Here is a 22586-nt window from a genome sequence, read left to right as displayed (position 1 = left end):
TAAGTTACAGGAGGACGATAGATGAACATTCGGCAACTAGCGCTACAAAATATAAAAGGAAATTTGCGTAATTATAAAGTGTTTTTCTTAAGTAGTTGTTTTGCGATATTTGCGTCTTTTGCATACATGTCTGTCATTGTACATCCGTATATGCAGGAGACGATGTGGTATCAAAACGTACGCTGGGGACTTATCATATGTAATGTTATTATCATTTCTTTTTTCGTCATATTTATTTTGTACTCTACTTCTATTTTCATAGAGGCACGTAAGAAAGAATTAGGATTATATATGTTAATGGGAGCGACGAAATCTAACGTAATTGGCGTAATTATGACCGAGCAAATGTTGATCGGAGTATTTGCTAATATTTTTGGCATTGGGCTTGGCATGATCTTTTTAAAGCTCTTCTTTATGATGTTTAGTATGTTGCTGGGGCTTCCGAAAGAACTCCCTGTCATATTTGACGTAAGGGCGATTGGTGTAACATTTATTACATATATGGTCGTTTTTATTTCGTTATCTTTTATAAGTGCTTTACGTATATGGAATATAAAAATCATTCGGTTATTGAAAGGATTTCGAGCAGATAAAAAAGAGAAGAAAACATCAATGTGGCTTTGTATATTTGGCTTTATTTGTTTAGGTATAGGATATGCGTTAGCGTTACAAGCGACGATACTAACGATAGCGTTCTATTTTTTCCCTGTGTCTATACTTGTCTTTTTCGGAACGTATTTTTCTTTTACACACGGCACTGCTCAAATATTAGAAATGATAAAACGAAATAAAAAGATTATGTATACATATCCGTACTTATTTATAGTGAATCAATTGTCACATCGAATGAGGGAAAATGGTCGCTTTTTCTTTCTGATGTCTATGGCAACGACGTTTGTAGTTACAGCAACAGGTACGGTGTTCTTATATTTTTCTGGTATGCAAGATATGTGGCGTGGCGGGGGCGTGCACTCATTTTCTTACATAGAAAAAGGTGCTTCTACCCATGAAGTCTTTGCGGAGGGAACGGTTGAACAATTATTGCACCAATATGGATATGATGATTTTCAATTTATGAGTTTTGTTGGAGTGTATGCATCTTTTCAGACCAATAAGGGGGAAACAGAAGTAGCGCCACTCATTAAACAAAGTGAATACAATCGAGAGGCAAGAAAACAAAAACAGAAAACGTATCATCCTAAAAAAGGTACAGTGACACTCGTTTATTATAATAAATACAATAATTCGAATGTATATAATCAAAAAGAGATTCAATTGCAAGTAATGAATCAACCATATCAATTCGTATTTAACGGTCAGAAAGAAGGGGTTCAATTTAACCATCATCCTTCGCACATTAATGGTCTGTTCTTCGTTATGAATGATGAAGATTTTGACAGTATAGCAAATAAGGTTCCGGATTCTGAAAAAATGATATACCGAGGCTACACATTACCCAATATAGAAAATACGAAAAAATTAAATGAAGCTTTACGGAAACGTATAAAACAAGATGATAATAACGCATTTCGAAGTAATATGGAGTTATATGTGAATATGAAAGAGTTCGGCGATATTACTCTATTTGTAGGCTCATTCATTAGTATATTATTCTTTCTTACTTCATGTAGTATCGTATATTTTAAATGGTTCCATAATATTGCATCGGACCGAAAGCAGTATGGTGCACTTTCTAAACTTGGAATGACGAAGGAAGAAGTGTGGGAAATTTCTCGTTGGCAATTGTGTATGCTATTTTTTGCACCAATTATAGTAGGGAGTATGCATAGTGCAGTTGCGTTATATACGTTTCATAATACGGTCTTTATGGACGGATCATTAAGAAAAGTAGGCGTATTTATTTTGTTCTACATTGCTGCATGCATTATTTATTTCTTCTTCGCCCAAAGAGAATATAGGAAACATTTAGACTAGCAAATGCTAGTCCTTTTTTAATATTCGAAATTTACATAGAAGAATATAAAAAAGTATGGTATAACAGTAAGAAAATGAAAAAGAGGGGAAAAGACGATGATTCGAGTAGGATATTTAGGACCAGAAGCAACATTTACAAATATGGCGGTGAGTCGTTTTTTTCCGGAAGCAGAGCATGTACCGTATCGAACGATTCCAGATTGTATGGATGCAGCTGCAAATGGAAATGTAGATTATGCAGTGGTACCACTAGAAAATGCCATAGAAGGTTCAGTGAATATAACGGTTGATTATCTTGTACATGAGCAACCACTTTCTATTGTAGGAGAAATTACAGTGCCCATTCAGCAACATTTACTTGTACATCCGCAGTATGCAGAAGTGTGGGAAGAAGTATACGCAGTGCATTCTCATCCACACGCTATTGCACAATGTCATAAGTTTTTAAATGAAGAATTAAAAGGGATAACTGCTCGAGATATGACATCAACAAGTGCTGCAGCGCAATATGTGAAAGAACATCCTGAAGAAAAAATTGCGGCTATTGCAAATGAAGCGGCTGCAGAAAAATACGGATTAACGATCGTAAGACGAAGTATTCATACACATAAAAATAATCATACACGTTTCCTAGTGCTCCATAAGAAAAAGAAAGCAATACTCTCAAATAATGGAGAAAACCGAGGAGAGAAAACGACGATTATGATAACGTTACCTGCTGATTATGCAGGGGCACTATATCAAGTGTTATCAGCTTTCGCATGGAGAAAATTAAACTTATCTAAAATCGAATCGCGCCCGATGAAAACAGGACTTGGAAATTACTTTTTCTTAATCGATGTCGATAAAGCATACGATGACGTATTATTGCCAGGCGTAACGATGGAACTTGAAGCACTTGGTTTTTCTGTTACGGTGCTAGGGAGTTATTCTTCTTATTGGTTATAAGGGGGAGTTAGGTTATACCGTGTGATAGATCAATAAAATCCCACCTATAAATGGTGGGATTCTTTATTTTAACTTCGCAAGACGATCTTCTAATTGACCACGCCAAACGTCAGCTAGTGCTGGAACAGCAAGAATCTTTTCGATGCCATCTCTATCTTTTCTATTATGAAAATAAATTTCGTTAGAGAACAAGACAGAAACATTACTCGGTTGACGCTCTAGTAATGTGATTTTTGAATCTTTACGTACAGTACCTTCCTGAAGAACGCGGCATAGGTAGCCAGTAAATCCAGTTGCTACAATGCGCGGCAGTATGCCAGGAATGCCGAGGCGTTTTGAAATCGTACTACAAGGTACTCTTGCTTGTGTCACCTGAATGATTGCTTCACCTAATTTGTATGTATCTCCGATGCATACATCACGCTCTAACATATTTGTTACGGTAATGTTTTCGCCAAATGCAGAAGCTGGGAGTGTTGTTTGAAATTCCTCTTCCCATAGTGCGTAATGCTCGTGTGGATACACGCAAACGGCGCGATCAGGTCCACCATGGTGTTTTAAATCAGCTACATCATCACCAAGGAAGCCATCTTTTGATAGGAAAGCTTCTTCGGTAAGTTCTTTACATATACCGGTAATCATTTCTTTATCTTCGCTATATTTCATTTGTTTCGGTTTGCCAATGCTAAAGTGAACGAGTTCAATTCCCATCTTTGATCTCCTTTACAATTGATTACAATATTATATCATTAAAAAAGCACAGAGAATGATAAAAAAACTCTGTGCTTTACATTAATAAACGAGAAATCCTGCTTTATCTAGTGCCTCGCAAGCTGCATCTAACTTTTCTTTTGAATCTGCCTCAATAGTATGTAAGTGAATACCGTCTGTTAATTGCGAAAGATAGGACGCATTTGTGTTTTCGATTTTTTGTAAATATTGCTCTACATCAAAGCGATTGCTTACCATGATGGATGCTGTTAAGTCACCGTATACAGGGTGCTCAACTTTTACATCTTTAATTGTAACGCCGTGGTCAACAAGCATTGTAAGTTCTTGACGTACTTCTGCTGGCTTATGTTGGCATACGATTACGCGTTCGAAAGCTTGTTGTTTCTCTTGTGGTTTTAAATATAAATAGCCTTGAGCAGTTGCAATGATCGGTTCGTTTCGTGCTTTAAGCAAGGAAATATCTTGCACGATAACTTGTCTACTTACATTCGTTTTTTTCGATAGCTCATTCCCGGATAACGGTTCATTTGCAGCGAGAAGCCACTGAAGGATAAGCTGTCGTCTTTCTTCACCTAAAATCTTTTTTTGTTCATTTTGTTTCATTATGATTTAACACCTCTATAAAATTGATTTCCAATTGTGTGTAGTGCATGAATAGTAGTATCAATTTGATCTTTCGTTGTTTGTTGTCCGAAAGAGAAGCGGACATATTGTTTTGCCTCTTCATACGTTTTTCCAATTGCAAGCATTGTTTTCGAAGGTTCTTGTTTACCAACTTGGCAAGCACTTCCGGTAGAAATGGCAATACCGCGGCGATTACATTCTAGCATTGTATATTGACCTTCTATTCCTTTTATTGTAACCCCAATAATATGTGGTAAACAAGAAGTAGAATGACCTTCTACTTCAATTTCTAGAGGAAGTGCTTGTAATCGCTCTAAAAAGTAGGATCGTAACTCTTTAAAACGTAAACTTTCTTCCTGTTGATTTTTCAATATATTCTCAGCAGCTGTTAAAAAAGCTGCGATGCCAGGAACGTTCACTGTACCTGGACGAAATCCTTTTTCGTGAGAAGTCCCCGGAAATATTTGTGTCCAGCGAACTTGCGGATTGATATAGCAAGCGCCGACACCTTTTGGTCCGTATATTTTATGTGCTGAAACAGAAAGACTATCAATCCCCATCTCAAAAACATGAATAGGAAGTTTACCAAAGGTTTGTACACAATCTGAATGAAATAAAACGTTATATTTTTTTAAAAGTGCCCCAATCTCTGCGATATTTTGAACGGTTCCGATTTCAGAGTTTCCGTGCTGTATACTTGCTAGAACAGTATCTTCTGTAATAGCTGCTTCTAGATCTATTAAATGAATGAGTCCATTTTTATCAACAGGAATTTCAGTAATTGTATACCCTTTTGATTGTAAGGATTGAAAATAACTTCGAATGGATGCATGTTCCATAGGTGTAGTAATAATATGCTTCTTATTTTGGGCATTGAGAAGGGACTGAATCGCAAGGTAGTTCGATTCTGACCCACCGCTCGTGAAGAATACCCCTTGTTCCTTTCCGCCAATCATTTCGGCAAATGTTTTTCTACAAACTTGTAATAAAGAAGAGGCCGTTCCTCCAATATCGTGTAAACTTTGTTCATTTCCGAAGTATTGCGATGCTGCTTTCATATATGTTTGTAATGCTTCCACGCTCATAGGTGTAGTAGCTGCATAATCAAGATATATCATCATGTAAGTTCCTCTCTAGTAAGAGTTACATTTCTTTTATTTTTTAAATGGTAGTGAAAATAAGAATTATAAAAAAACTCTTGTCATTATTTTAAAACTATGTAAATATAGGTGTCAAGACAGTTGAAAAGTGTAAAGTAGGAGGCAACAATTATGCCAAGTGCAGATGTCTTAATTATTGGAAGTGGCGTTGCGGCACTTCGTGTTGCAAAAGAGATTTGTCACGAAAAGAATGTGATTATTATCACAAAGGAAACGAATCGTAATAATAATACATATTTAGCGCAAGGTGGAATTGCCGCAGCGATAGCTACATATGACAATCCAAATGATCATTTTGAAGATACGTTAGTAGCAGGATGTCATTATAACAATGAAGATGCGGTTCGTTATTTAGTTGAAGAAGGGCCGAAAGAAATGAATCATCTCATTGAAAATGGAATGAAATTTGATGGAGATGAAACGGGCCCTCACCTTGGAAAAGAAGGTGCACATCGGAAGCGTCGTATTTTACATGCAGGTGGCGATGCAACAGGAAAGAATTTATTAGAGCATTTCATTCAAGAAGTAGTTCCGTACGTTAAGGTAGTGGAACAGGAAATGGTGCTTGATTTTATTATAGAAAACGAAAAATGTGCTGGAGTTTTAACGCGAGATAGTGAAGGGAAGTTGAAGCGTTACGATGCAGATTATACGGTGTTAGCCTCAGGCGGGATTGGTGGTTTATATGCCTTTACTTCTAATGACAAAACAATTACGGGTGATGGACTTGCAATGGTGTACCGCGCGGGTGGGGAGCTTGTAGATTTAGAATTTGTACAATTCCATCCAACAATGTTATATGCGGGCGGGCGATGCTGTGGCCTCGTCTCTGAAGCGGTCCGCGGTGAAGGGGCTGTCCTTATAAATGGAAAAGGGCAGCGTTTTATGATGGATATACACCCAGACCACGATCTCGCTCCGCGTGATGTAGTGGCAAGAGCGATTCATGAACAGCTTTTGTCGGGTGAAAAAGTGTATTTGAACATTGAGTCTATCCAAAATTTTGAAGAACGTTTTCCAACTGTATCATCATTGTGTAAAAAGAATGGTGTTCATATAAATGAAAAACGCATTCCGGTCGTACCTGGTGCTCATTTCCATATGGGCGGCGTGAAAACAAACTGTGATGGAGAGACGTCCATTCCACATTTATATGCGGTTGGTGAAGTAGCTTGTAACGGTGTTCATGGAGCCAATAGATTAGCGAGTAATTCATTATTAGAAGGTCTTGTGTTTGGAAAAAGAATAGGACAACATATTTTAACGAAAGCGACAAAAGACAGATTGAATAACTTCGCTGAGAAGGAAAAGAAATTTATCGTTCTGAATCATTTGCCGACGAAAGAAGAAATACAAGAATGTATGATGAAATACGTTGGGATTGTGCGAACAGAACAAAGTTTATCTTATGCAAAGAGATGGCTTAGTAAATACGGTGTTCGCAATATGATATTGCAACATGATGCCCTTACAAATGAAGAGATAACGATTATGAATATGTTAACAGTTTGTGAGCTTATCGTCGTATCAGCTTTGCAAAGAGAAGAAAGCATTGGTGGCCATTATCGAAGTGATTATCCACATAGAAATAGCGTGAAAAAAGAAATCGTTCGAGTGAAAAGAAAACTACAACTTGTGTAATGAGGGGAAGAGGGGCTTTATGAATACGATAAAGGTTAAAGAAGCATTAAATCGATTTTTTCTAGAAGATATAGGAGAAAGAGATGTAACATCTCAGCTTATTTTTCCAGATAATTTACTTTCAAAAGGAACGTTTCTTGCAAAGGATACAGGGGTCTTTGCGGGACGTTTAGTCATTGAAGAAGGGTTTAAATTAATTGATGAGAGAATTGAAGTGGAGCTTCATAAAAAAGATGGAGATCTTGTAGAAAAAGGCGAAATAATTGCAACTGTCCAAGGACCAATCGCATCGTTATTAACGGCAGAGCGCGTTATATTAAACGTTATCCAGCGTATGAGCGGGATAGCGACAATGACATACGAGGCTGTTCGTGCCTTAGATAGCAGCCATACACGCATTTGTGATACGCGAAAAACGATGCCAGGGCTACGCATGTTTGATAAGTATGCAGTCGTGTGCGGAGGCGGATTTAATCACCGCTTCGGCCTATATGACGGTGTCATGATCAAAGATAATCATATTGCTTTTGCTGGTTCTATTACGAAAGCTGTTACATCGGTGAAAGAAAAAGTAGGGCATATGGTGAAAGTAGAAGTGGAAACAGAAACAGAGGAGCAAGTGAGAGAAGCTGTAGCTGCTGGTGCAGATATTATTATGTTTGATAACCGTACGCCAGATGAGATTCGGGAGTTTTCAAAGATTGTACCAAGTGCCATCGTTACGGAAGCATCAGGAGGCATTACAATTGAAGATTTATCGAAATACGGAAAAACAGGGGTAGATTATATTTCACTTGGATCGTTAACACATTCAGTGAAAGCACTTGATATTAGTTTCAATATTGAGGCGTAAGGAAAGTGGCTTAGAGGGGGAGAAAGGAATATGAGTATTTTAGAAAAAGTACAACCGATTGAAACGATGTTACCAGAGCGTTATTACACGATGTCAACAGAAGATATGGAAAAGCGGGTTCGTGAAATTAAAGAAAAAATGGGGGAAACACTATTTATTCCAGGCCATCATTACCAAAAAGATGAAGTGGTACAATTTTCTGATGCAGCAGGAGATTCACTTCAGCTTGCGCAAGTTGCAGCGAGCAATAAAAAGGCGAAATATATTGTATTTTGCGGTGTACACTTTATGGCAGAAACAGCAGATATGTTAACGACAGACGATCAAATCGTTATCTTACCAGATATGCGTGCAGGTTGTTCGATGGCAGATATGGCAGATATTGAACAAACAGAAAGAGCGTGGAAAGAGCTCACAAAATTATTTGGAGATACGATGATTCCGTTAACGTATGTAAACTCTACAGCTGCAATTAAAGCGTTTTGCGGTCGTAATGGCGGAGCGACAGTAACTTCTTCTAATGCAAAACAAATGGTATCTTGGGCGTTTACACAAAAAGAGCGTCTCGTCTTTTTACCGGACCAACATTTAGGAAGAAATACAGCGTACAACTTAGGTATCCCGTTAGATAAAATGGCAGTATGGGATCCGTATACAGATTCATTAGAGTACGAGGGAGATATAGAAGAAATTCAAGTGATTTTATGGAAAGGACATTGTTCTGTTCATCAAAATTTTACAGTGAAAAACATTGAGAACGTACGGAAAAATCAGCCGGACATGAACATTATTGTACATCCAGAATGTTGCTACGAAGTTGTAGCTGCTTCGGATTATGCAGGTTCAACGAAATACATTATTGATATGATTGAAGCGGCTCCATCCGGAAGTAAATGGGCGATTGGTACAGAAATGAATTTAGTGAACCGAATTATTCAACAACATCCAGATAAAGAAATTGTTTCACTTAATCCGTTTATGTGTCCGTGTTTAACGATGAACCGAATTGACCTACCGCACTTATTATGGGCACTTGAAACGATAGAAAAAGGAGAAGAAATTAACGTTATTAGCGTAGATAAACAAGTGACTGAAGAGGCAGTTCTTGCATTAAATCGTATGTTAGAGCGTGTGTAAAGCAGCGGATTCCCGTTGCTTTTTTTCGTACATATAATCATAACGAGAACAAAATGGGCATACATTGTTTTGAAGAAATCATTGCGATTATCTTATACTTATTCCGCTTCTAATGATATTGAAAATCGAAGAAGTGATACAAGTGAAAAGAGGTTAACGTTATTTAGAAAGGGTTACTTCATGAGATTTGTTACTTATAGATAAGTTATACAGGAGGGGGAAAATTTGAAAATTCATATCGTGCAAAAAGGGGATACCCTTTGGAAAATTGCGAAAAAGTACGGAGTGGATTTTGATACGTTGAAAAAAACAAATACACAACTTAGCAATCCAGATTTAATTATGCCAGGTATGAAAATTAAAGTACCATCAAACAGTGTACACGTAAAACAGCATGCTGGAGCAGGTTCAGCACCTCCAAAACAATACGTAAAAGAAGTGCAACAAAAAGAATTTGCAGCAACGCCAACGCCGCTTGGAATAGAAGACGAGGAAGAAGTTACGTATCAATCAGCACCAATTACACAAGAGCCTGCCATGCAACAAACACAAAAAGAAGTGCAAGTAAAACCACAGAAGGAAATGCAAGTGAAACCACAAAAAGAAGTACAGGTAAAACCACAGAAGGAAATACAAGTGAAGCCGCAAAAAGAAATACAGGTGAAACCGCAGAAGGAAATGCAAGTGAAGCCACAAAAGGAAGTACAGGTGAAACCGCAAAAAGAGGTGCAAAAAGAACAGCCAATTCAAAAAGAAAAACCAGTTGAAAAACCGTCTGTTATTCAAAAACCACCTGTTATAGAAAAACAAAAACCAGCGGAAAAAGAAAATACGAAGTTTTCGGTAAATGTGTTACCGCAACCGCCGCAACCACCAATAAAAACGAAAAAAGAATATAAAATTTCAGATGTAATTAAAAAGGGAAGCGAGTTAATTGCTCCTCAAATTAATAAAATGAAACCTAATAACATCATTTCTCCGCAAACGAAAAAAGATAATATAGTGTCACCGCAAGTAAAGAAAGAAAATGTAGGAAACATAGTGTCACCGCAAGTAAAGAAAGAAAATGTAGGAAACATAGTGTCACCGCAAGTAAAGAAAGAAAATGTAGGGAATATAGTATCACCGCAAGTGAAGAAAGAAAATGTAGGAAATATAGTATCACCACAAGTAAAGAAAGAAAATGTAGGAAACATAGTATCACCGCAAGTAAAGAAAGAAAATATAGGAAACATAGTGTCACCGCAAGTGAAGAAAGAAAATGTAGGAAATATAGTATCACCGCAAGTGAAGAAAGAAAATGTAGGAAATATAGTGTCACCAAATGTATCGAAAGAAAATGTAGTTATTCCGCAAGTAATACCGCCAAATATTCAAGTGCCAAACATAATGCCAATGTTGGATAATAATCAACCACCAAATATAATGCCAATCATGGATAACAATCAACCACCAAACATAATGCCAATCATGGATAACAATCAACCACCAAATATAATGCCAATCATGGATAATAACCCAATACCAAACATAATGCCAATCATGGATAATAACCCAATACCAAACATAATGCCGATCATGGATAACAACCAAATGCCGAACATGATGCCGATCATGGATAACAACCAAATGCCAAATATGATGCCAATCATGGATAACAATCAAATGCCGAATATGATGCCAATCATGGATAACAATCAAATGCCAAATATGATGCCGATCATGGATAATAATCAACCACCGAATGTGATGCCGCCGAATCCGTATTATCAACAACAAAATCCATACTATGGTATGCCGTATCAGCAAGGAGCGCCGTTTGGACCACAGTATACGTCTATGCCAAATCCAAATATGATGCCGATGGATAATAATATGCCGCCGCTTGTGCAAGGAGAGGAAGATTGTGGATGCGGTGGAGAGAGTAGGCTATATAGTCCACAACCTGGAGGGCCGCAATACGCGAATCCTTTATATTATCAACCAACTCAATCAGCATATGCACCACAGCCAGGAACGATGTATTATCAACCAGATCCACCAAATGTATTTGGGGAGCCAGTTTCAGAAGAAGAGGATGAAGAAGAAGTTTAAAAAAAGGTGGGATGATTATTCCCACCTTTTTTGTATGTAAAGTCGTTCTGAAAACGGAAGAGCTATATCAAATGTTAGAAAATTCCCAGTGAAATATTAACAGTGTAAAAACCTGCTCTGTTACTCATCATAAGAGGGAGCTTTTCAGAAGAGAAGTTCATTCTAACAGAGGGGGTTTTTCTATTGAATACGAAAGTAAAAGTGATTGCTGCTTCTTTGTTAGTTACTAGTGCATTAGCTGCATGTGGTACACCAAAAAACAATGCAATGGATGGACGTAACTACAATTACGAGCGTACATCTTATAATGATACTCACCAGTATCGTGATAATGTGACGCGTAACGATCGTTATACAGACTATGTAACATATAGAAATGGTCGTAACGATACAGGATACAACTATTACCGTGATGTAAATTACAACGGTCAAATTGCTAATCCGCATCCAACACGTAATATTACAATGAACAATTCATACATTAACAATGATGGTAAAACTGCAGAAAGAATTACGAATCGTGTGAAACGTATGAATAACGTGGACCGCGTGTCTACAGTTGTATATGGAAACGATGTAGCGATTGCAGTAAAACCACGTAATACGGTGACAAATGAAACGGCGATGGCGAACGAAATTCGTCAAGCTGTTGCAAATGAAGTTGGAAACAGAAACGTATATGTTTCTGTAAGAAATGACATGTTTACTCGTGTCGATGCAATGAGTACACGCTTGCGTAACGGTACAGTTACAAACGATTTTAATCGTGACATAGTGAATATGTTCCGAGATATTCGTTACGGTTTAACTGGTACAGTGCGATAGCAAAATAAAGAGGAAGGATAGCCCTTCCTCTTTATTCATCGTTGTCTTGTAAACGACGCTTTTTTATAAAATAACTAACGGAGTAAGAGACTAAAAAGCATATGAAGAGAATGCTACCTGTTAAAATAGCTTCAAAGAGAGGTCTTTCTGGACTGAAAATAATATAAATAATAGCCATAATAATTCCAACGATAAGGGAGCGAAAGACAAGTTTATAGTAAGGAGTTAATTGGATATCCTTTTCGCTTTCTTCTACATCAATTGAAACGCTTAACTGTAAATAACTAAGCACAATACTCGTAAGAATAAATAATAGCCATAATGGAGATTTCGTAATTTGATCTAGTCCTTTAGTGAATCCGATATAGCCTAAAATTCCAATTATACCAAGTGATTGAAAAAGAAAGGCAATACGTATATTTTTTAATGTTTGCAGAATGAGACGTTCATCTTTTATTTTTTTCACAATATCCATCTCCTGTTTATGATGATTTCGCTGTTACGTTAATTGTAACATATATATTGCATTTATCAATTTATAATTTACATATAATTTGTTTGGATGAAAGAGGAAATAAATTTTTTTTATAAACATGTTGCACTTATACTTTATTAATGTTATATTAGCAAAGCGATGAGCTAATTTACGTAAGACGAGAGATATGCTTAAGTGCTAAACACGCGAATGTGGTCGCCTGGTCTCTCGCCGTAAACGCATCAAGACGCCTGCTTTGCAGGCGTCTTTCATTTTATATGAATGTAATGGGAAGAGTGGAGGAATCCAATCTTCCTTTTTTTATCGAAAAAGAGTCTGAAAATAAAGTTATTTACAACTGCGAATGAAAGAGTTACTATTTAATGGTAATATATTACATGTTTTTTATATATATAAGGTTGGGATGAATAGGATATGGAGAATTTTGAATGTAGAAATACAGAAGTTGTATTAGAGAAATTTCAGGTTGTAACACCTATATTTCAGGCATTAGGAGATGAGAATCGTCAACAAATTATTATGCTGTTATTAGAAAACAAACAGATGAATGTAACGCAAATAACAGATAAAATGGGGATTTCTAGACCAGCTGTTTCGCATCATTTGAAAATTTTAAGGCAAGCAGAACTAATTGTAGCGGATCGACATGGAAAAGAAATTTTTTATTCTATAATAGCCGGAGAATTTTTAAAACAGGTGAAGGATTTACTTCAAGCAATAGAATCGAATTATTAATTTTTTTTAACTAACAAGTAAACAAGTTTAAACTTTTAAACTTGTTTACTTGAAAGGGGTAATAAAAATGAAAAAAATAAATCGTATGTATGTCATTATGTTACTTGTTCCTTTATTTTGGGGTGGCTCTTTTGCAACAGCAGAGCATGTTATTACTGAAATTCCACCGATTACAGCGGCAACAATTCGTTTTGGTTTAGCGGGTTGTATTTTAATGGGCATAGTTTTTATGAAATCTGAGTGGAATACAAGTTTGTTATTAAAGAATTGGAAAGGGCTGTTATTTGTATCATTAACAGGTATTTTTGGCTACAATGTTTTTTTCTTTATGGGACTTAACTATACTTCCACTTTGAATGGCTCGCTTATTATTGCTACAATGCCCGTTTTTGTAACCTTAGGAGCAATATTATTTTTTAAAGAGTCTTGGAGTATAAAAGTCGGAATGAGTTTAATGTTGTCTCTTATCGGTGTAATAGTTGTTATTACGAGCGGTTCAATGAATACACTTATGTCTTTGTCATTTAATAAGGGCGATCTTTTATTTATAGCTGCTTTAATCTGTGGGGTGTTATATAGCTTAACAGGAAAAAAAGTTATGAGTGGTGTCTCCCCTTTATTAACTACAATGAGTATGACGGTATTGGGTACTGTGTTTTTAGCAGGCCTTTCTCTATATGAAGATGGATGGGGAAAGGTTGGGACGTTTTCTTTACAGGGATGGATAGAAATGTTGTATATGGTCATATGCGGGACGTTAATTGGATATATCGTGTTTAATAAAGGAGTAGAAGAGTTAGGTGCAAGCAAAGCGAGTATGTATTTAAATCTAACTCCTATTGTAGCTACTTGTATATCAGTTGTCCTATATGGAGCAGCTGTTACGTGGCAACAAATAGTTGGAATGGCAATCGTATTAATTGGAGTCTATATAGCGACGGTACAATCCAATAAAGATATAAAAAAGCTTTCAAGTAATCAATATGTTTCGAAATAGGTAGAAATCATTGGACTCTATAAGTCTTAATGAGAGTAATCTATGAATTAGGGATAAAACCCCCATTTCCGGAAAAACTACTAATGAAAGTATGATCTTGCCTAAAAGAGGTGAACGGAAATGAAATGGATACTGATTACGATGCAAGCTTTCGTTATGATGTTTTGTTTCGTTTATGGAACGAATGCGAAGGCGGAAGGGCCAGTACCAGAAGTAACAGAGAAAGACCCTCAAGTTACAATTTTATTAGAGCGAATGTATGTTGATGGAGAAGTAAGTGAGGAAATCTTTACAGAAAAAGTAGCAGACTTAGAAAAGTTTTTACAGCAGTATAAAGAATGGCAGCTCGTTGATCGTGATGATGTACAAATCGTATTACAAAAGAAAGTTGACGATATTTCTCCGTTATTAAAAACGAGCGGTTATTTTGGAGTGTCAGAGGAAGGGATATTACAAATTTTCAAAGGTGTACCGAAAAGCGATAATGCGATTCATTCCTTTTTTCAAATTGATATGAAAAAGCTAGAGAGTTATGAACGGGCGAAGTTGAAGCGTGGTATTCGTATTAAGTCAAAAGAAGGATTCGTGAAGACAATCGAAAAAATGAAGCAATACGCAGTACAGAATAGGAAAGAAAGCAGCTCATGGTGAGCTGCTTTTTTCTTATTTATTTTTATCTAAAATTTGTTTTGCGATCTCATCAATTAGCATATCTTTTCCGATTGGATTGAAAGCTTTCGTAGGAAAATAACAGAAGTTTCAAATAGAGAACATTTGTTGGGGCAGTCTCGCTTTTCTATCATTAAATATGTTAAAATGGAATACATGATTTAAGAGGGAGAGATTGTATTTTGTTTGAATATGTTACAGGTTACGTGGAGTATGTAGGACCGGAATATGTCGTAATTGATCATAATGGAATTGGTTATCAAATTTTCACACCGAATCCGTATGTATTTCAAAGAAGTAAGCAAGAAATCCGTGTCTATACATATCATTATGTGAGAGAAGATATTATGGCACTTTACGGGTTTAAAACACGTGAAGAGCGTTTATTATTTACAAAGTTGTTAGGTGTGTCTGGTATTGGACCAAAAGGCGCTCTTGCAATATTAGCTTCTGGTCAAACAGGACAGGTCGTTCAAGCGATTGAACATGAGGACGAGAAGTTTTTAGTGAAGTTCCCGGGCGTAGGAAAGAAAACAGCGCGCCAAATGATTTTAGATTTAAAAGGAAAACTAGCAGACGTTGTACCAGATGCATTTGTTGATTTATTCTCAGATACAGAACGTTTTGATGAGAAGAAAGGTTCTTCAGCTGAGCTTGATGAGGCGCTGGAAGCTCTGCGCGCACTTGGATACGCGGAACGAGAAGTTTCTCGCGTTGTACCAGAGTTATTAAAAGAATCATTAACGACGGATCAGTATATTAAAAAGGCACTTAGTCTTTTACTAAATGGTAAGAGGTGAGTATAATGGACGAACGTCTCCTTTCAGGGGAATCTGCATATGAAGATGCGGATTTAGAATATTCATTACGGCCACAGACGCTCCGTCAGTATATTGGCCAAGATAAAGCGAAACATAATTTAGAAGTGTTTATTGAAGCGGCGAAAATGCGTGAAGAAACGTTAGATCACGTGCTTTTATATGGACCACCAGGACTTGGTAAAACGACGCTTGCAAATATTATTGCCAACGAAATGGGCGTAAATGTTAGAACAACTTCAGGTCCAGCAATCGAAAGGCCAGGAGATTTAGCAGCTGTATTAACATCGCTTCAACCAGGGGATGTATTATTTATTGATGAAATTCATCGTTTGCATAGATCGATTGAAGAAGTACTATATCCTGCGATGGAAGATTTTTGCCTTGATATTGTAATTGGAAAAGGACCGTCAGCAAGGTCTGTACGTTTAGATTTACCGCCATTTACATTAGTTGGAGCAACGACGCGTGCAGGTGCGTTATCAGCGCCGCTTCGTGACCGTTTCGGTGTGCTTTCAAGATTAGAGTATTATACAGTAGATCAGCTTTCTGAGATTGTTGAACGTACAGCAGAAGTATTCGAAGTTGAAATTGACTCGTTAGCCGCACTAGAAATTGCAAGACGTGCTCGTGGTACACCTCGTATTGCGAATCGTTTATTACGACGTGTACGAGATTTTGCACAAGTTCGTGGTAACGGAACGGTTACGATGGAAATTACACAAATGGCATTAGAGCTACTGCAAGTAGATAAATTAGGTCTAGATCATATTGACCATAAATTATTGCTTGGTATTATTGAGAAGTTCCGTGGTGGTCCAGTTGGATTAGAAACGGTTTCGGCAACGATTGGAGAAGAATCTCATACGATTGAAGATGTGTATGAGCCGTATTTATTACAAATTGGCTTTTTACAACGAACGCCAAGGGGTCGAATTGTAACGCCACTTGCATATGAGCATTTCGGAATGGAGATGCCAAAAGTATGACGGAGATGCCAAAATTGCTTATTACAGCAGGGATCTTACTTATCGTTGTTGGCTTAGCTTGGAAGTTCATTGGAAGACTTCCAGGCGATATTTTTATGAAAAAAGGAAACGTTACCTTTTATTTTCCTATCATTACATGTATTGTGTTAAGTATTGTATTATCTTTTATTATGTATATAATAAATCGATTCAAATAAGAAATAGGTGGATATAGTTATGGATATTAATCTGTTTGATTTTCATTTACCAGAAGAACTTATTGCACAAGTCCCATTAGAAGAGCGTGAAACATCAAGATTAATGGTGTTAGACCGTGAAACAGGCGATATTGAGCATAAACATTTTACGGACATTCTTTCTTACTTACATGAGGGGGATTGCTTAGTTTTAAATGAAACGAAAGTAATGCCTGCTCGTCTGCACGGTGTGAAAGAAGATACAGGCGCACACATTGAAGTACTTCTTTTAAAACAAGAAGAAGGCGATAAGTGGGAGACGCTTGTTAAGCCAGCGAAACGTGTAAAAGAAGGAACTGTTATCTCTTTTGGCGAAGGAAAATTAAAAGCAACTTGCACAGGAACTGCAGATCAAGGTGGACGTCAGCTTGAATTTTCATATGACGGCATCTTCTATGAAATTTTAGATGAACTTGGAGAAATGCCACTTCCTCCATATATTAAGGAAACGCTGGAAGATCGCGATCGCTATCAAACAGTATATGCGAAAGAAATCGGTTCAGCAGCAGCGCCGACAGCAGGACTTCACTTTACAGAAGAGTTACTGGAGAAGTTAAAACAAAAAGGCGTTGAGTTAGCTTTCATTACACTTCACGTAGGGCTTGGAACATTTAGACCAGTTTCTGCTGATACGATTGAAGAACACCATATGCACGCAGAATATTACCATATGTCTGAAGAGACGGCGGCATTATTAAACCGTGTAAAAGAGAATGGTGGACGTATTATTACGGTAGGTACGACTTCAACTCGTACGTTAGAAACAATTGCGACAGATCATGACGGCAAGCTTTGTGCTGCTTCTGGTTGGACAGACATTTTCATGTACCCAGGTTATGAATTTAAAGCAATTGATGGTTTAATTACAAACTTCCATTTACCAAAATCAACATTAATTATGCTTGTAAGTGCATTTGCAAACAGAGATAATGTACTTCATGCTTATAATGAAGCAGTAAAAGAAAAATATCGTTTCTTTAGCTTTGGTGATGCAATGTTCGTTGCCTCTCACGCTAAAATGGGAAACAAATAAAAGGAGTAAATTATGACAGCAATTCGTTATGAATTTATTAAAACTTGTAAACAAACAGGTGCCCGTTTAGGACGTGTACATACGCCGCACGGTTCATTTGATACACCAACATTTATGCCAGTTGGTACACTTGCAACAGTTAAGACAATGTCACCAGAAGAATTAAAAGCAATGGATTCTGGCATTATTTTAAGTAATACGTATCATTTATGGTTACGTCCAGGTCACGAAATCATTCGTGAAGCAGGCGGTTTGCATAAATTTATGAACTGGGATCGTGCAATCTTAACGGACTCTGGTGGTTTCCAAGTATTCAGTTTAAGTGACTTCCGTCGTATTGAAGAGGAAGGCGTTCACTTCCGTAATCACTTAAATGGAGATAAATTATTCTTATCACCAGAAAAAGCAATGGAAATTCAAAATGCATTAGGATCAGATATTATGATGGCATTTGATGAATGTCCTCCATTCCCAGCTACTTTTGAATATATGAAGAAGTCTGTAGAGCGTACAAGCCGCTGGGCAGAGCGTTGTTTAAAAGCGCATGAACGTCCACAAGATCAAGGTTTATTCGGTATTGTACAGGGTGGGGAGTTCGAAGAGCTTCGCCGTCAAAGTGCAAAAGACCTTGTTTCAATGGACTTCCCTGGTTACGCGGTAGGTGGTTTATCTGTAGGTGAGCCGAAAGATATTATGAACCGTGTACTTGAGTTTACAACACCACTTCTTCCAGACAATAAGCCACGTTACTTAATGGGAGTAGGTTCTCCTGACTCATTAATCGATGGTGCAATTCGTGGTATCGATATGTTTGACTGCGTACTTCCAACTCGTATCGCTCGAAATGGTACATGTATGACAAGTGAAGGCCGTCTAGTTGTCAAAAATGCGAAATTCGCAAGAGACTTCGGTCCGCTTGATCCAAACTGTGATTGCTATACATGTAAAAATTACTCTCGTGCGTACATTCGTCACTTAATGAAATGTGATGAAACGTTCGGAATTCGTTTAACGTCTTATCACAACCTTCATTTTCTGTTAAACTTAATGGAGCAGGTGAGACAAGCTATTCGTGAAGACCGTCTTGGCGATTTCCGCGAAGAATTCTTTGAACAGTATGGCTTTAATAAACCGAATGCTAAAAACTTCTAATACATAATTTAAAAGGAGGAACAAAAGATGAATCCAGGTATGATGAATATCGTTATGATCGTTGCGATGTTTGCGATTTTCTATTTCTTATTAATTCGCCCGCAACAAAAACGTCAAAAAGCAGTTGCTCAAATGCAAAGTGAGTTAAAAAAAGGTGATGCTATCGTAACAATCGGTGGCTTACACGGTACAATTGAATCAGTAGATGAGACGAAAATCGTTATTAAATCTGGTGGTTCACACTTAACTTTCGATCGTAATGCGATTCGTGAAGTTGTGAAAAACTAATGAGGAAGGCCCTGCATGAAATGTGCAGGGCTTTTTTTAGTTATTTTGTTTGGACATATTTACACCGAAAATGCCACCAAGTGTACTCGCACCCATTAATGCTAATTGGTAAAGTAACTGTGAGTTCGATAAAGTTTGAGAGAAACCTAAATAGTTAACTAGAAAAACAAGTATAGTGAATGTAAGTCCTGTTGTGAAGCCTACTAGCCAACCTTTCCCTTGTGCTTTTTTGCCGGCAGTAAACCCGGATATAAGCATAGATAAAAGTGCTAGTATAAAAATAGTAACAGCTAATGTTCCTTCATTCATATCTGTAAATTTTAATAAAAGAGCCATAATCATGCTAGTAACTGTTGCGAGAATTAATAGGATAACGATACCGAAGCCGATTGCAGTTGATAATTTTTTCGTTCCATCCATTTATACATTCCCCCTTTTTAATACAAGCATATTTTCCTTTTGCCTAAGTTAGACTATTTTCTTTTTTATAGGGGAGTCTATACGTAAAAAGGAGATGTAAAAATGGAATGGGTATCAATCATTGGCCGGACGATGCTTTTGTATATCATCATCTTAATTATTTTTCGTCTTATGGGTAAACGTGAAATTGGAGAGCTAAGTGTATTAGATTTAGTCGTATTCATTATGCTTGGTGAAATGGCAGTAGTCGCAATTGAAAATACGGATAAATCACTTTGGCACCAATTAGTTCCGATGACTTTTCTTATGTGTATACAAATTATTTTGTCAGTTATTTCGTTAAAGTATCAACGCTTTCGGCATTTAATAGAAGGTGAGCCAGCCATTCTTGTAAATGCAGGAAAGATTGATGAAAAGAAGATGAGAAAGCAACGTTATAATATAGATGATTTAATGATGCAATTAAGGGAACAAGGAGTTGGAGACATCCGGGATGTAGAATACGCTATTTTAGAACCATCTGGGAAGTTATCTGTCTTTCAAAAACAAAAAGGCGGGCAGGATGTATTACAGTTTACTCTTCCTCTTATTATCGATGGCGAAATTCAATCGAATCATTTACAAATGATTGAACATACAGACGAGTGGCTTGTTGAAAAATTAAAAAACTTAGGCTATAACGATGTAACACAAATTTTATACTGTAGTTTTCAAAATGGAAAATTTTTTGTTGATTTGAAAGAAAACTAGAGGCTTACTATATGGAATAGTAAGCCTATTTACTTCAAAAATGAAAGTTTTCGAATGATAGGGAGACGACTTAACTCTTCTTTTCGAATGAGCTTGAAAATGAAGAGGAGCACAATATAAACGAGTGTTGTTAAAGTGATTTCCCATAATGTTTGTATGCCAAGTGAATGAGAGAAAACTATATACTTATGAAGGTAAAAACCGAAGGAGCCTGCGATACCGATGGCAAGTCCGCCAAAAATATAGTCTTTTGCGTAAATGGTAAATGTAATTTTCTTTAAAACAGTAGCATAATGAAGAAATGTTACCGTTACGATATTTGCTGCAATTGCAAGGGCAACCCCCATCATTTGAAACTCTGGCCTTGAGGCTAGTACGAAAATAACAATTAATTTCACGATTGCACCAATAAACGTATTCATCATGGCCGCACGTGCTAAGTTTAAAGCTTGTAAGACAGAGGTAAGTGGACTTTGAAAATAATGAAATAAAAAGCAAGGTGCAAGAAGCTGGATGAACGCTGTTGCACTATCCGATCCATACATAAGAGTTAAAACAGGAGAAGCAAATACGTATAATATAACAACTGACCACCCGCCAGTAATGAGTGAGATTCGAAGAGCTTGTTGTAAGCGGTGTTCTACTAATTTATGTTGTCTTTTTGCCATTGCCTCGCTAATAGATGGAACGAGTGCTGTCGAAAGAGCGTATGTAATAAAGGCTGGCAGTGAAAGAAGCGGGAATGCATACCCGTTTAATATACCGTATTGCTGAGTTGCGACGGAGGCAGCAACGCCGGCAATCGCTAAGCTTTGCATAACGACGATAGGTTCAAAAAAATAGGAAACGGAACCGATTAAACGACTTCCTGTAGTTGGAAGTGCAATATCCATAAGAGAATAAAATGTCCCCTTGCTTTCCTTTACAGTAGTGAAAAATCCAGAGCGTATAGATAAATGTTTTTCGCGCTGGAATAAAGTGAGTAAAAATAATAACGATGCCACTTCACCGAGAACGGCTGATAACATAGCACCAGCTGCAGCATATTCTACGCCGTAAGGTAAAAATAATTGAATACATATAGCGATAATTGTAATGCGGACAATTTGTTCTATCACTTGGGCGTAAGCGCTAGGTTTCATATTTTGTTTCCCTTGGAAATAGCCACGTAAAACAGAAGAAACAGCAATAACAGGAACGACAGGCAAAATGGCCATTAATGGATAGTACGTTCGTTCATCAGTTAATAATGTTTTTGCTAAAATAGGTGTGAGGAGCATAATTCCAATTGTTAAAATGATACTAATAACAGATGTAACAGCTAATGATACTGTTAATATTTTTTTAACTTTTTGTTTATCATTCACAGCTTCTGCTTCTGCTACAAATTTTGCGATTGCGACAGGAAGACCGATTTGTGTTAATGTAATTGCTAGAATAAATGTAGGGACGGCCATCATATAAAGGCCAACGCCTTCTTCTCCTAAAATACGTGCCATTACAATACGATTAATAAATCCTAGAATTTTGGTAATAAAGCCGGCTATCATTAAAATAAATGCGCCTTTTAAAAAGCTTTGTCTCGTCATGGTCTTCTCCTACCTTCTCAAAATCAGTGGAATGATTTACAATAATTTATATGCACGTACGAGACAAGAATGACAAGCATTTAAGAGAGTACTCTTGAAAGTAGTTATTGCTGTCCATTAGAGCGGGATTAAAAGCGACTTTTCGTGCTGAAATAAGAAGGAGATGTTATATATGTTAGATAGAGAGGCTTTGGTAGAATCATACCGCGGACAGTTACAAGTCGTTTTAGAAAGTAAAGTAGAAGAGTTCCAAATGTTCGGCTACGACCGAGTAACAGATGATGACATTTGGAAGTTTCTTAAAGTGAAAAAGTGGAAGAAGATAGACAGTGACGTTAGATTGTATGAATTAGTTAATGACGTATTAACAGTAACAGCTAATGAATATATGACGTATTTAACTGTTGAAGCATATCAAGCCCCGCTTTGGTCATTTGATGAATATGAAAATAAATAACCGACTGC

The 22586-nt window shown here is 37.0% G+C and carries 23 protein-coding genes and 1 pseudogene; 18 read left to right on the top strand and 6 right to left on the bottom strand.

Annotated elements, in window-relative coordinates:
• The first annotated feature begins 21 nt into the window (after positions 1-21).
• Both ACTFRN_RS09010 and pheA read left to right on the top strand, forming a co-directional pair.
• Positions 22-1935: an ABC transporter permease gene (locus tag ACTFRN_RS09010; protein WP_001026316.1), complete on the top strand. Its 1914-nt coding sequence runs from the start codon at positions 22-24 to the stop codon at positions 1933-1935.
• A 96-nt stretch (positions 1936-2031) separates the two neighbouring features.
• A complete protein-coding gene (gene pheA, locus ACTFRN_RS09005; protein ID WP_000621724.1) occupies positions 2032-2883 on the top strand; it encodes a prephenate dehydratase in 852 nt (283 codons plus the stop codon).
• A gap of 63 nt (positions 2884-2946) precedes the next feature.
• Here the strand turns inward: pheA and ACTFRN_RS09000 are convergent, their stop codons facing one another.
• The 3 genes from ACTFRN_RS09000 to ACTFRN_RS08990 form a co-directional block, all read right to left on the bottom strand.
• A complete protein-coding gene (locus ACTFRN_RS09000) occupies positions 2947-3594 on the bottom strand; it encodes an MOSC domain-containing protein (protein ID WP_000510687.1) in 648 nt (215 codons plus the stop codon).
• A gap of 81 nt (positions 3595-3675) precedes the next feature.
• Positions 3676-4218 carry a transcription repressor NadR gene (locus tag ACTFRN_RS08995; RefSeq protein ID WP_000812272.1) on the bottom strand — a complete coding sequence of 181 codons (543 nt, stop codon included), beginning with the start codon at positions 4216-4218 and terminating at the stop codon, positions 3676-3678.
• The gene (locus ACTFRN_RS08990) at positions 4218-5360 is read right to left on the bottom strand and encodes an IscS subfamily cysteine desulfurase (RefSeq protein ID WP_000973788.1); all 1143 of its coding nucleotides are present in this window, start codon (positions 5358-5360) and stop codon (positions 4218-4220) included. The genes ACTFRN_RS08995 and ACTFRN_RS08990 overlap by 1 nt, the downstream gene beginning before the upstream one ends.
• A 150-nt stretch (positions 5361-5510) precedes the next feature.
• Between ACTFRN_RS08990 and nadB the strand changes: the two genes are divergently transcribed.
• The 5 genes and pseudogenes from nadB to ACTFRN_RS08965 all read left to right on the top strand — a co-directional run bounded on the left by nadB (position 5511) and on the right by ACTFRN_RS08965 (position 11949).
• Entirely contained in the window at positions 5511-7040 is a 1530-nt protein-coding gene (nadB, locus tag ACTFRN_RS08985) for an L-aspartate oxidase (protein WP_049112962.1), read from the top strand.
• 19 nt (positions 7041-7059) lie between these two features.
• Entirely contained in the window at positions 7060-7893 is an 834-nt protein-coding gene (gene nadC / locus ACTFRN_RS08980) for a carboxylating nicotinate-nucleotide diphosphorylase (protein WP_001092216.1), read from the top strand.
• A gap of 30 nt (positions 7894-7923) precedes the next feature.
• A complete protein-coding gene (nadA, locus tag ACTFRN_RS08975) occupies positions 7924-9030 on the top strand; it encodes a quinolinate synthase NadA (protein WP_049112961.1) in 1107 nt (368 codons plus the stop codon).
• Positions 9031-9255: 225 nt separating this feature from the next.
• A pseudogene (gene safA, locus ACTFRN_RS08970) lies at positions 9256-9412 on the top strand (SafA/ExsA family spore coat assembly protein); the annotation flags it as partial.
• A 1895-nt stretch (positions 9413-11307) separates the two neighbouring features.
• Positions 11308-11949: a YhcN/YlaJ family sporulation lipoprotein gene (locus ACTFRN_RS08965; protein WP_001093542.1), complete on the top strand. Its 642-nt coding sequence runs from the start codon at positions 11308-11310 to the stop codon at positions 11947-11949.
• Positions 11950-11980: 31 nt separating this feature from the next.
• Here ACTFRN_RS08965 and ACTFRN_RS08960 read toward each other — a convergent pair whose 3' ends face one another.
• A complete protein-coding gene (locus tag ACTFRN_RS08960) occupies positions 11981-12415 on the bottom strand; it encodes a hypothetical protein (protein WP_014893501.1) in 435 nt (144 codons plus the stop codon).
• Between the two features lie 444 nt (positions 12416-12859).
• On the opposite strand from ACTFRN_RS08960, the gene ACTFRN_RS08955 reads away from it, so the two are divergent.
• From ACTFRN_RS08955 to yajC, 9 genes are all read left to right on the top strand, one after another.
• On the top strand, positions 12860-13180 hold the full coding sequence (locus tag ACTFRN_RS08955) for an ArsR/SmtB family transcription factor (RefSeq protein WP_000426920.1): 321 nt from the start codon (positions 12860-12862) through the stop codon (positions 13178-13180).
• Between the two features lie 67 nt (positions 13181-13247).
• Complete coding sequence (locus ACTFRN_RS08950; RefSeq protein ID WP_000723578.1) at positions 13248-14177, top strand: DMT family transporter; 930 nt, start codon at positions 13248-13250, stop codon at positions 14175-14177.
• 120 nt (positions 14178-14297) lie between these two features.
• Positions 14298-14828 carry a BofC C-terminal domain-containing protein gene (locus tag ACTFRN_RS08945; protein ID WP_000871209.1) on the top strand — a complete coding sequence of 177 codons (531 nt, stop codon included), beginning with the start codon at positions 14298-14300 and terminating at the stop codon, positions 14826-14828.
• Positions 14829-15028: 200 nt separating this feature from the next.
• Complete coding sequence (gene ruvA / locus ACTFRN_RS08940; RefSeq protein WP_000464511.1) at positions 15029-15646, top strand: Holliday junction DNA helicase RuvA; 618 nt, start codon at positions 15029-15031, stop codon at positions 15644-15646.
• Between the two features lie 5 nt (positions 15647-15651).
• Positions 15652-16653 carry a Holliday junction branch migration DNA helicase RuvB gene (gene ruvB, locus ACTFRN_RS08935; protein ID WP_000344461.1) on the top strand — a complete coding sequence of 334 codons (1002 nt, stop codon included), beginning with the start codon at positions 15652-15654 and terminating at the stop codon, positions 16651-16653.
• On the top strand, positions 16650-16850 hold the full coding sequence (locus tag ACTFRN_RS08930) for a DUF2905 domain-containing protein (RefSeq protein WP_000138160.1): 201 nt from the start codon (positions 16650-16652) through the stop codon (positions 16848-16850). The genes ruvB and ACTFRN_RS08930 overlap by 4 nt, the downstream gene beginning before the upstream one ends.
• A 19-nt stretch (positions 16851-16869) precedes the next feature.
• On the top strand, positions 16870-17922 hold the full coding sequence (gene queA / locus ACTFRN_RS08925) for a tRNA preQ1(34) S-adenosylmethionine ribosyltransferase-isomerase QueA (protein WP_000354028.1): 1053 nt from the start codon (positions 16870-16872) through the stop codon (positions 17920-17922).
• Positions 17923-17934: 12 nt separating this feature from the next.
• Entirely contained in the window at positions 17935-19074 is a 1140-nt protein-coding gene (gene tgt / locus ACTFRN_RS08920) for a tRNA guanosine(34) transglycosylase Tgt (protein ID WP_000125362.1), read from the top strand.
• Between the two features lie 27 nt (positions 19075-19101).
• Positions 19102-19362 (top strand): preprotein translocase subunit YajC, encoded by a 261-nt coding sequence (yajC, locus tag ACTFRN_RS08915; RefSeq protein WP_001068066.1) that lies wholly within the window; start codon positions 19102-19104, stop codon positions 19360-19362.
• Between the two features lie 36 nt (positions 19363-19398).
• Here the strand turns inward: yajC and ACTFRN_RS08910 are convergent, their stop codons facing one another.
• The gene (locus ACTFRN_RS08910; RefSeq protein WP_014893502.1) at positions 19399-19782 is read right to left on the bottom strand and encodes a TIGR04086 family membrane protein; all 384 of its coding nucleotides are present in this window, start codon (positions 19780-19782) and stop codon (positions 19399-19401) included.
• A gap of 102 nt (positions 19783-19884) precedes the next feature.
• Here ACTFRN_RS08910 and ACTFRN_RS08905 point away from each other — a divergent pair, with 102 nt between their 5' ends.
• The gene (locus ACTFRN_RS08905; RefSeq protein WP_000455383.1) at positions 19885-20532 is read left to right on the top strand and encodes a DUF421 domain-containing protein; all 648 of its coding nucleotides are present in this window, start codon (positions 19885-19887) and stop codon (positions 20530-20532) included.
• Positions 20533-20561: 29 nt separating this feature from the next.
• Here the strand turns inward: ACTFRN_RS08905 and spoVB are convergent, their stop codons facing one another.
• Positions 20562-22121, bottom strand: a complete 1560-nt coding sequence (spoVB, locus tag ACTFRN_RS08900; RefSeq protein WP_000198281.1) for a stage V sporulation protein B — start codon at positions 22119-22121, stop codon at positions 20562-20564.
• A gap of 172 nt (positions 22122-22293) precedes the next feature.
• Here spoVB and ACTFRN_RS08895 point away from each other — a divergent pair, with 172 nt between their 5' ends.
• Entirely contained in the window at positions 22294-22578 is a 285-nt protein-coding gene (locus ACTFRN_RS08895; protein ID WP_000886980.1) for a post-transcriptional regulator, read from the top strand.
• Positions 22579-22586 lie beyond the last annotated feature (8 nt).

Origin of the sequence: Bacillus cereus group sp. MYBK245-2, from assembly GCF_051916145.1 — a bacterium.
GTDB classification, from domain to species: Bacteria; Bacillota; Bacilli; order Bacillales; family Bacillaceae_G; genus Bacillus_A; species Bacillus_A pacificus.
This window is presented reverse-complemented; position numbering and strand designations above follow the sequence as displayed.

Bases quoted from the DNA above. Each gene is read 5' to 3' on its own strand.
- ACTFRN_RS09010 (WP_001026316.1), top strand. From the start codon at position 22: ATGAACATTCGGCAACTAGCGCTACAAAATATAAAAGGAAATTTGCGT.
- pheA (WP_000621724.1), top strand. From the start codon at position 2,032: ATGATTCGAGTAGGATATTTAGGACCAGAAGCAACATTTACAAATATG.
- ACTFRN_RS09000 (WP_000510687.1), bottom strand. From the start codon at position 3,594: ATGGGAATTGAACTCGTTCACTTTAGCATTGGCAAACCGAAACAAATG.
- ACTFRN_RS08995 (WP_000812272.1), bottom strand. From the start codon at position 4,218: ATGAAACAAAATGAACAAAAAAAGATTTTAGGTGAAGAAAGACGACAG.
- ACTFRN_RS08990 (WP_000973788.1), bottom strand. From the start codon at position 5,360: ATGATGATATATCTTGATTATGCAGCTACTACACCTATGAGCGTGGAA.
- nadB (WP_049112962.1), top strand. From the start codon at position 5,511: ATGCCAAGTGCAGATGTCTTAATTATTGGAAGTGGCGTTGCGGCACTT.
- nadC (WP_001092216.1), top strand. From the start codon at position 7,060: ATGAATACGATAAAGGTTAAAGAAGCATTAAATCGATTTTTTCTAGAA.
- nadA (WP_049112961.1), top strand. From the start codon at position 7,924: ATGAGTATTTTAGAAAAAGTACAACCGATTGAAACGATGTTACCAGAG.
- ACTFRN_RS08955 (WP_000426920.1), top strand. From the start codon at position 12,860: ATGGAGAATTTTGAATGTAGAAATACAGAAGTTGTATTAGAGAAATTT.
- ACTFRN_RS08950 (WP_000723578.1), top strand. From the start codon at position 13,248: ATGAAAAAAATAAATCGTATGTATGTCATTATGTTACTTGTTCCTTTA.
- ACTFRN_RS08945 (WP_000871209.1), top strand. From the start codon at position 14,298: ATGAAATGGATACTGATTACGATGCAAGCTTTCGTTATGATGTTTTGT.
- ruvB (WP_000344461.1), top strand. From the start codon at position 15,652: ATGGACGAACGTCTCCTTTCAGGGGAATCTGCATATGAAGATGCGGAT.
- ACTFRN_RS08930 (WP_000138160.1), top strand. From the start codon at position 16,650: ATGACGGAGATGCCAAAATTGCTTATTACAGCAGGGATCTTACTTATC.
- queA (WP_000354028.1), top strand. From the start codon at position 16,870: ATGGATATTAATCTGTTTGATTTTCATTTACCAGAAGAACTTATTGCA.
- tgt (WP_000125362.1), top strand. From the start codon at position 17,935: ATGACAGCAATTCGTTATGAATTTATTAAAACTTGTAAACAAACAGGT.
- yajC (WP_001068066.1), top strand. From the start codon at position 19,102: ATGAATCCAGGTATGATGAATATCGTTATGATCGTTGCGATGTTTGCG.
- ACTFRN_RS08910 (WP_014893502.1), bottom strand. From the start codon at position 19,782: ATGGATGGAACGAAAAAATTATCAACTGCAATCGGCTTCGGTATCGTT.
- ACTFRN_RS08905 (WP_000455383.1), top strand. From the start codon at position 19,885: ATGGAATGGGTATCAATCATTGGCCGGACGATGCTTTTGTATATCATC.
- spoVB (WP_000198281.1), bottom strand. From the start codon at position 22,121: ATGACGAGACAAAGCTTTTTAAAAGGCGCATTTATTTTAATGATAGCC.
- ACTFRN_RS08895 (WP_000886980.1), top strand. From the start codon at position 22,294: ATGTTAGATAGAGAGGCTTTGGTAGAATCATACCGCGGACAGTTACAA.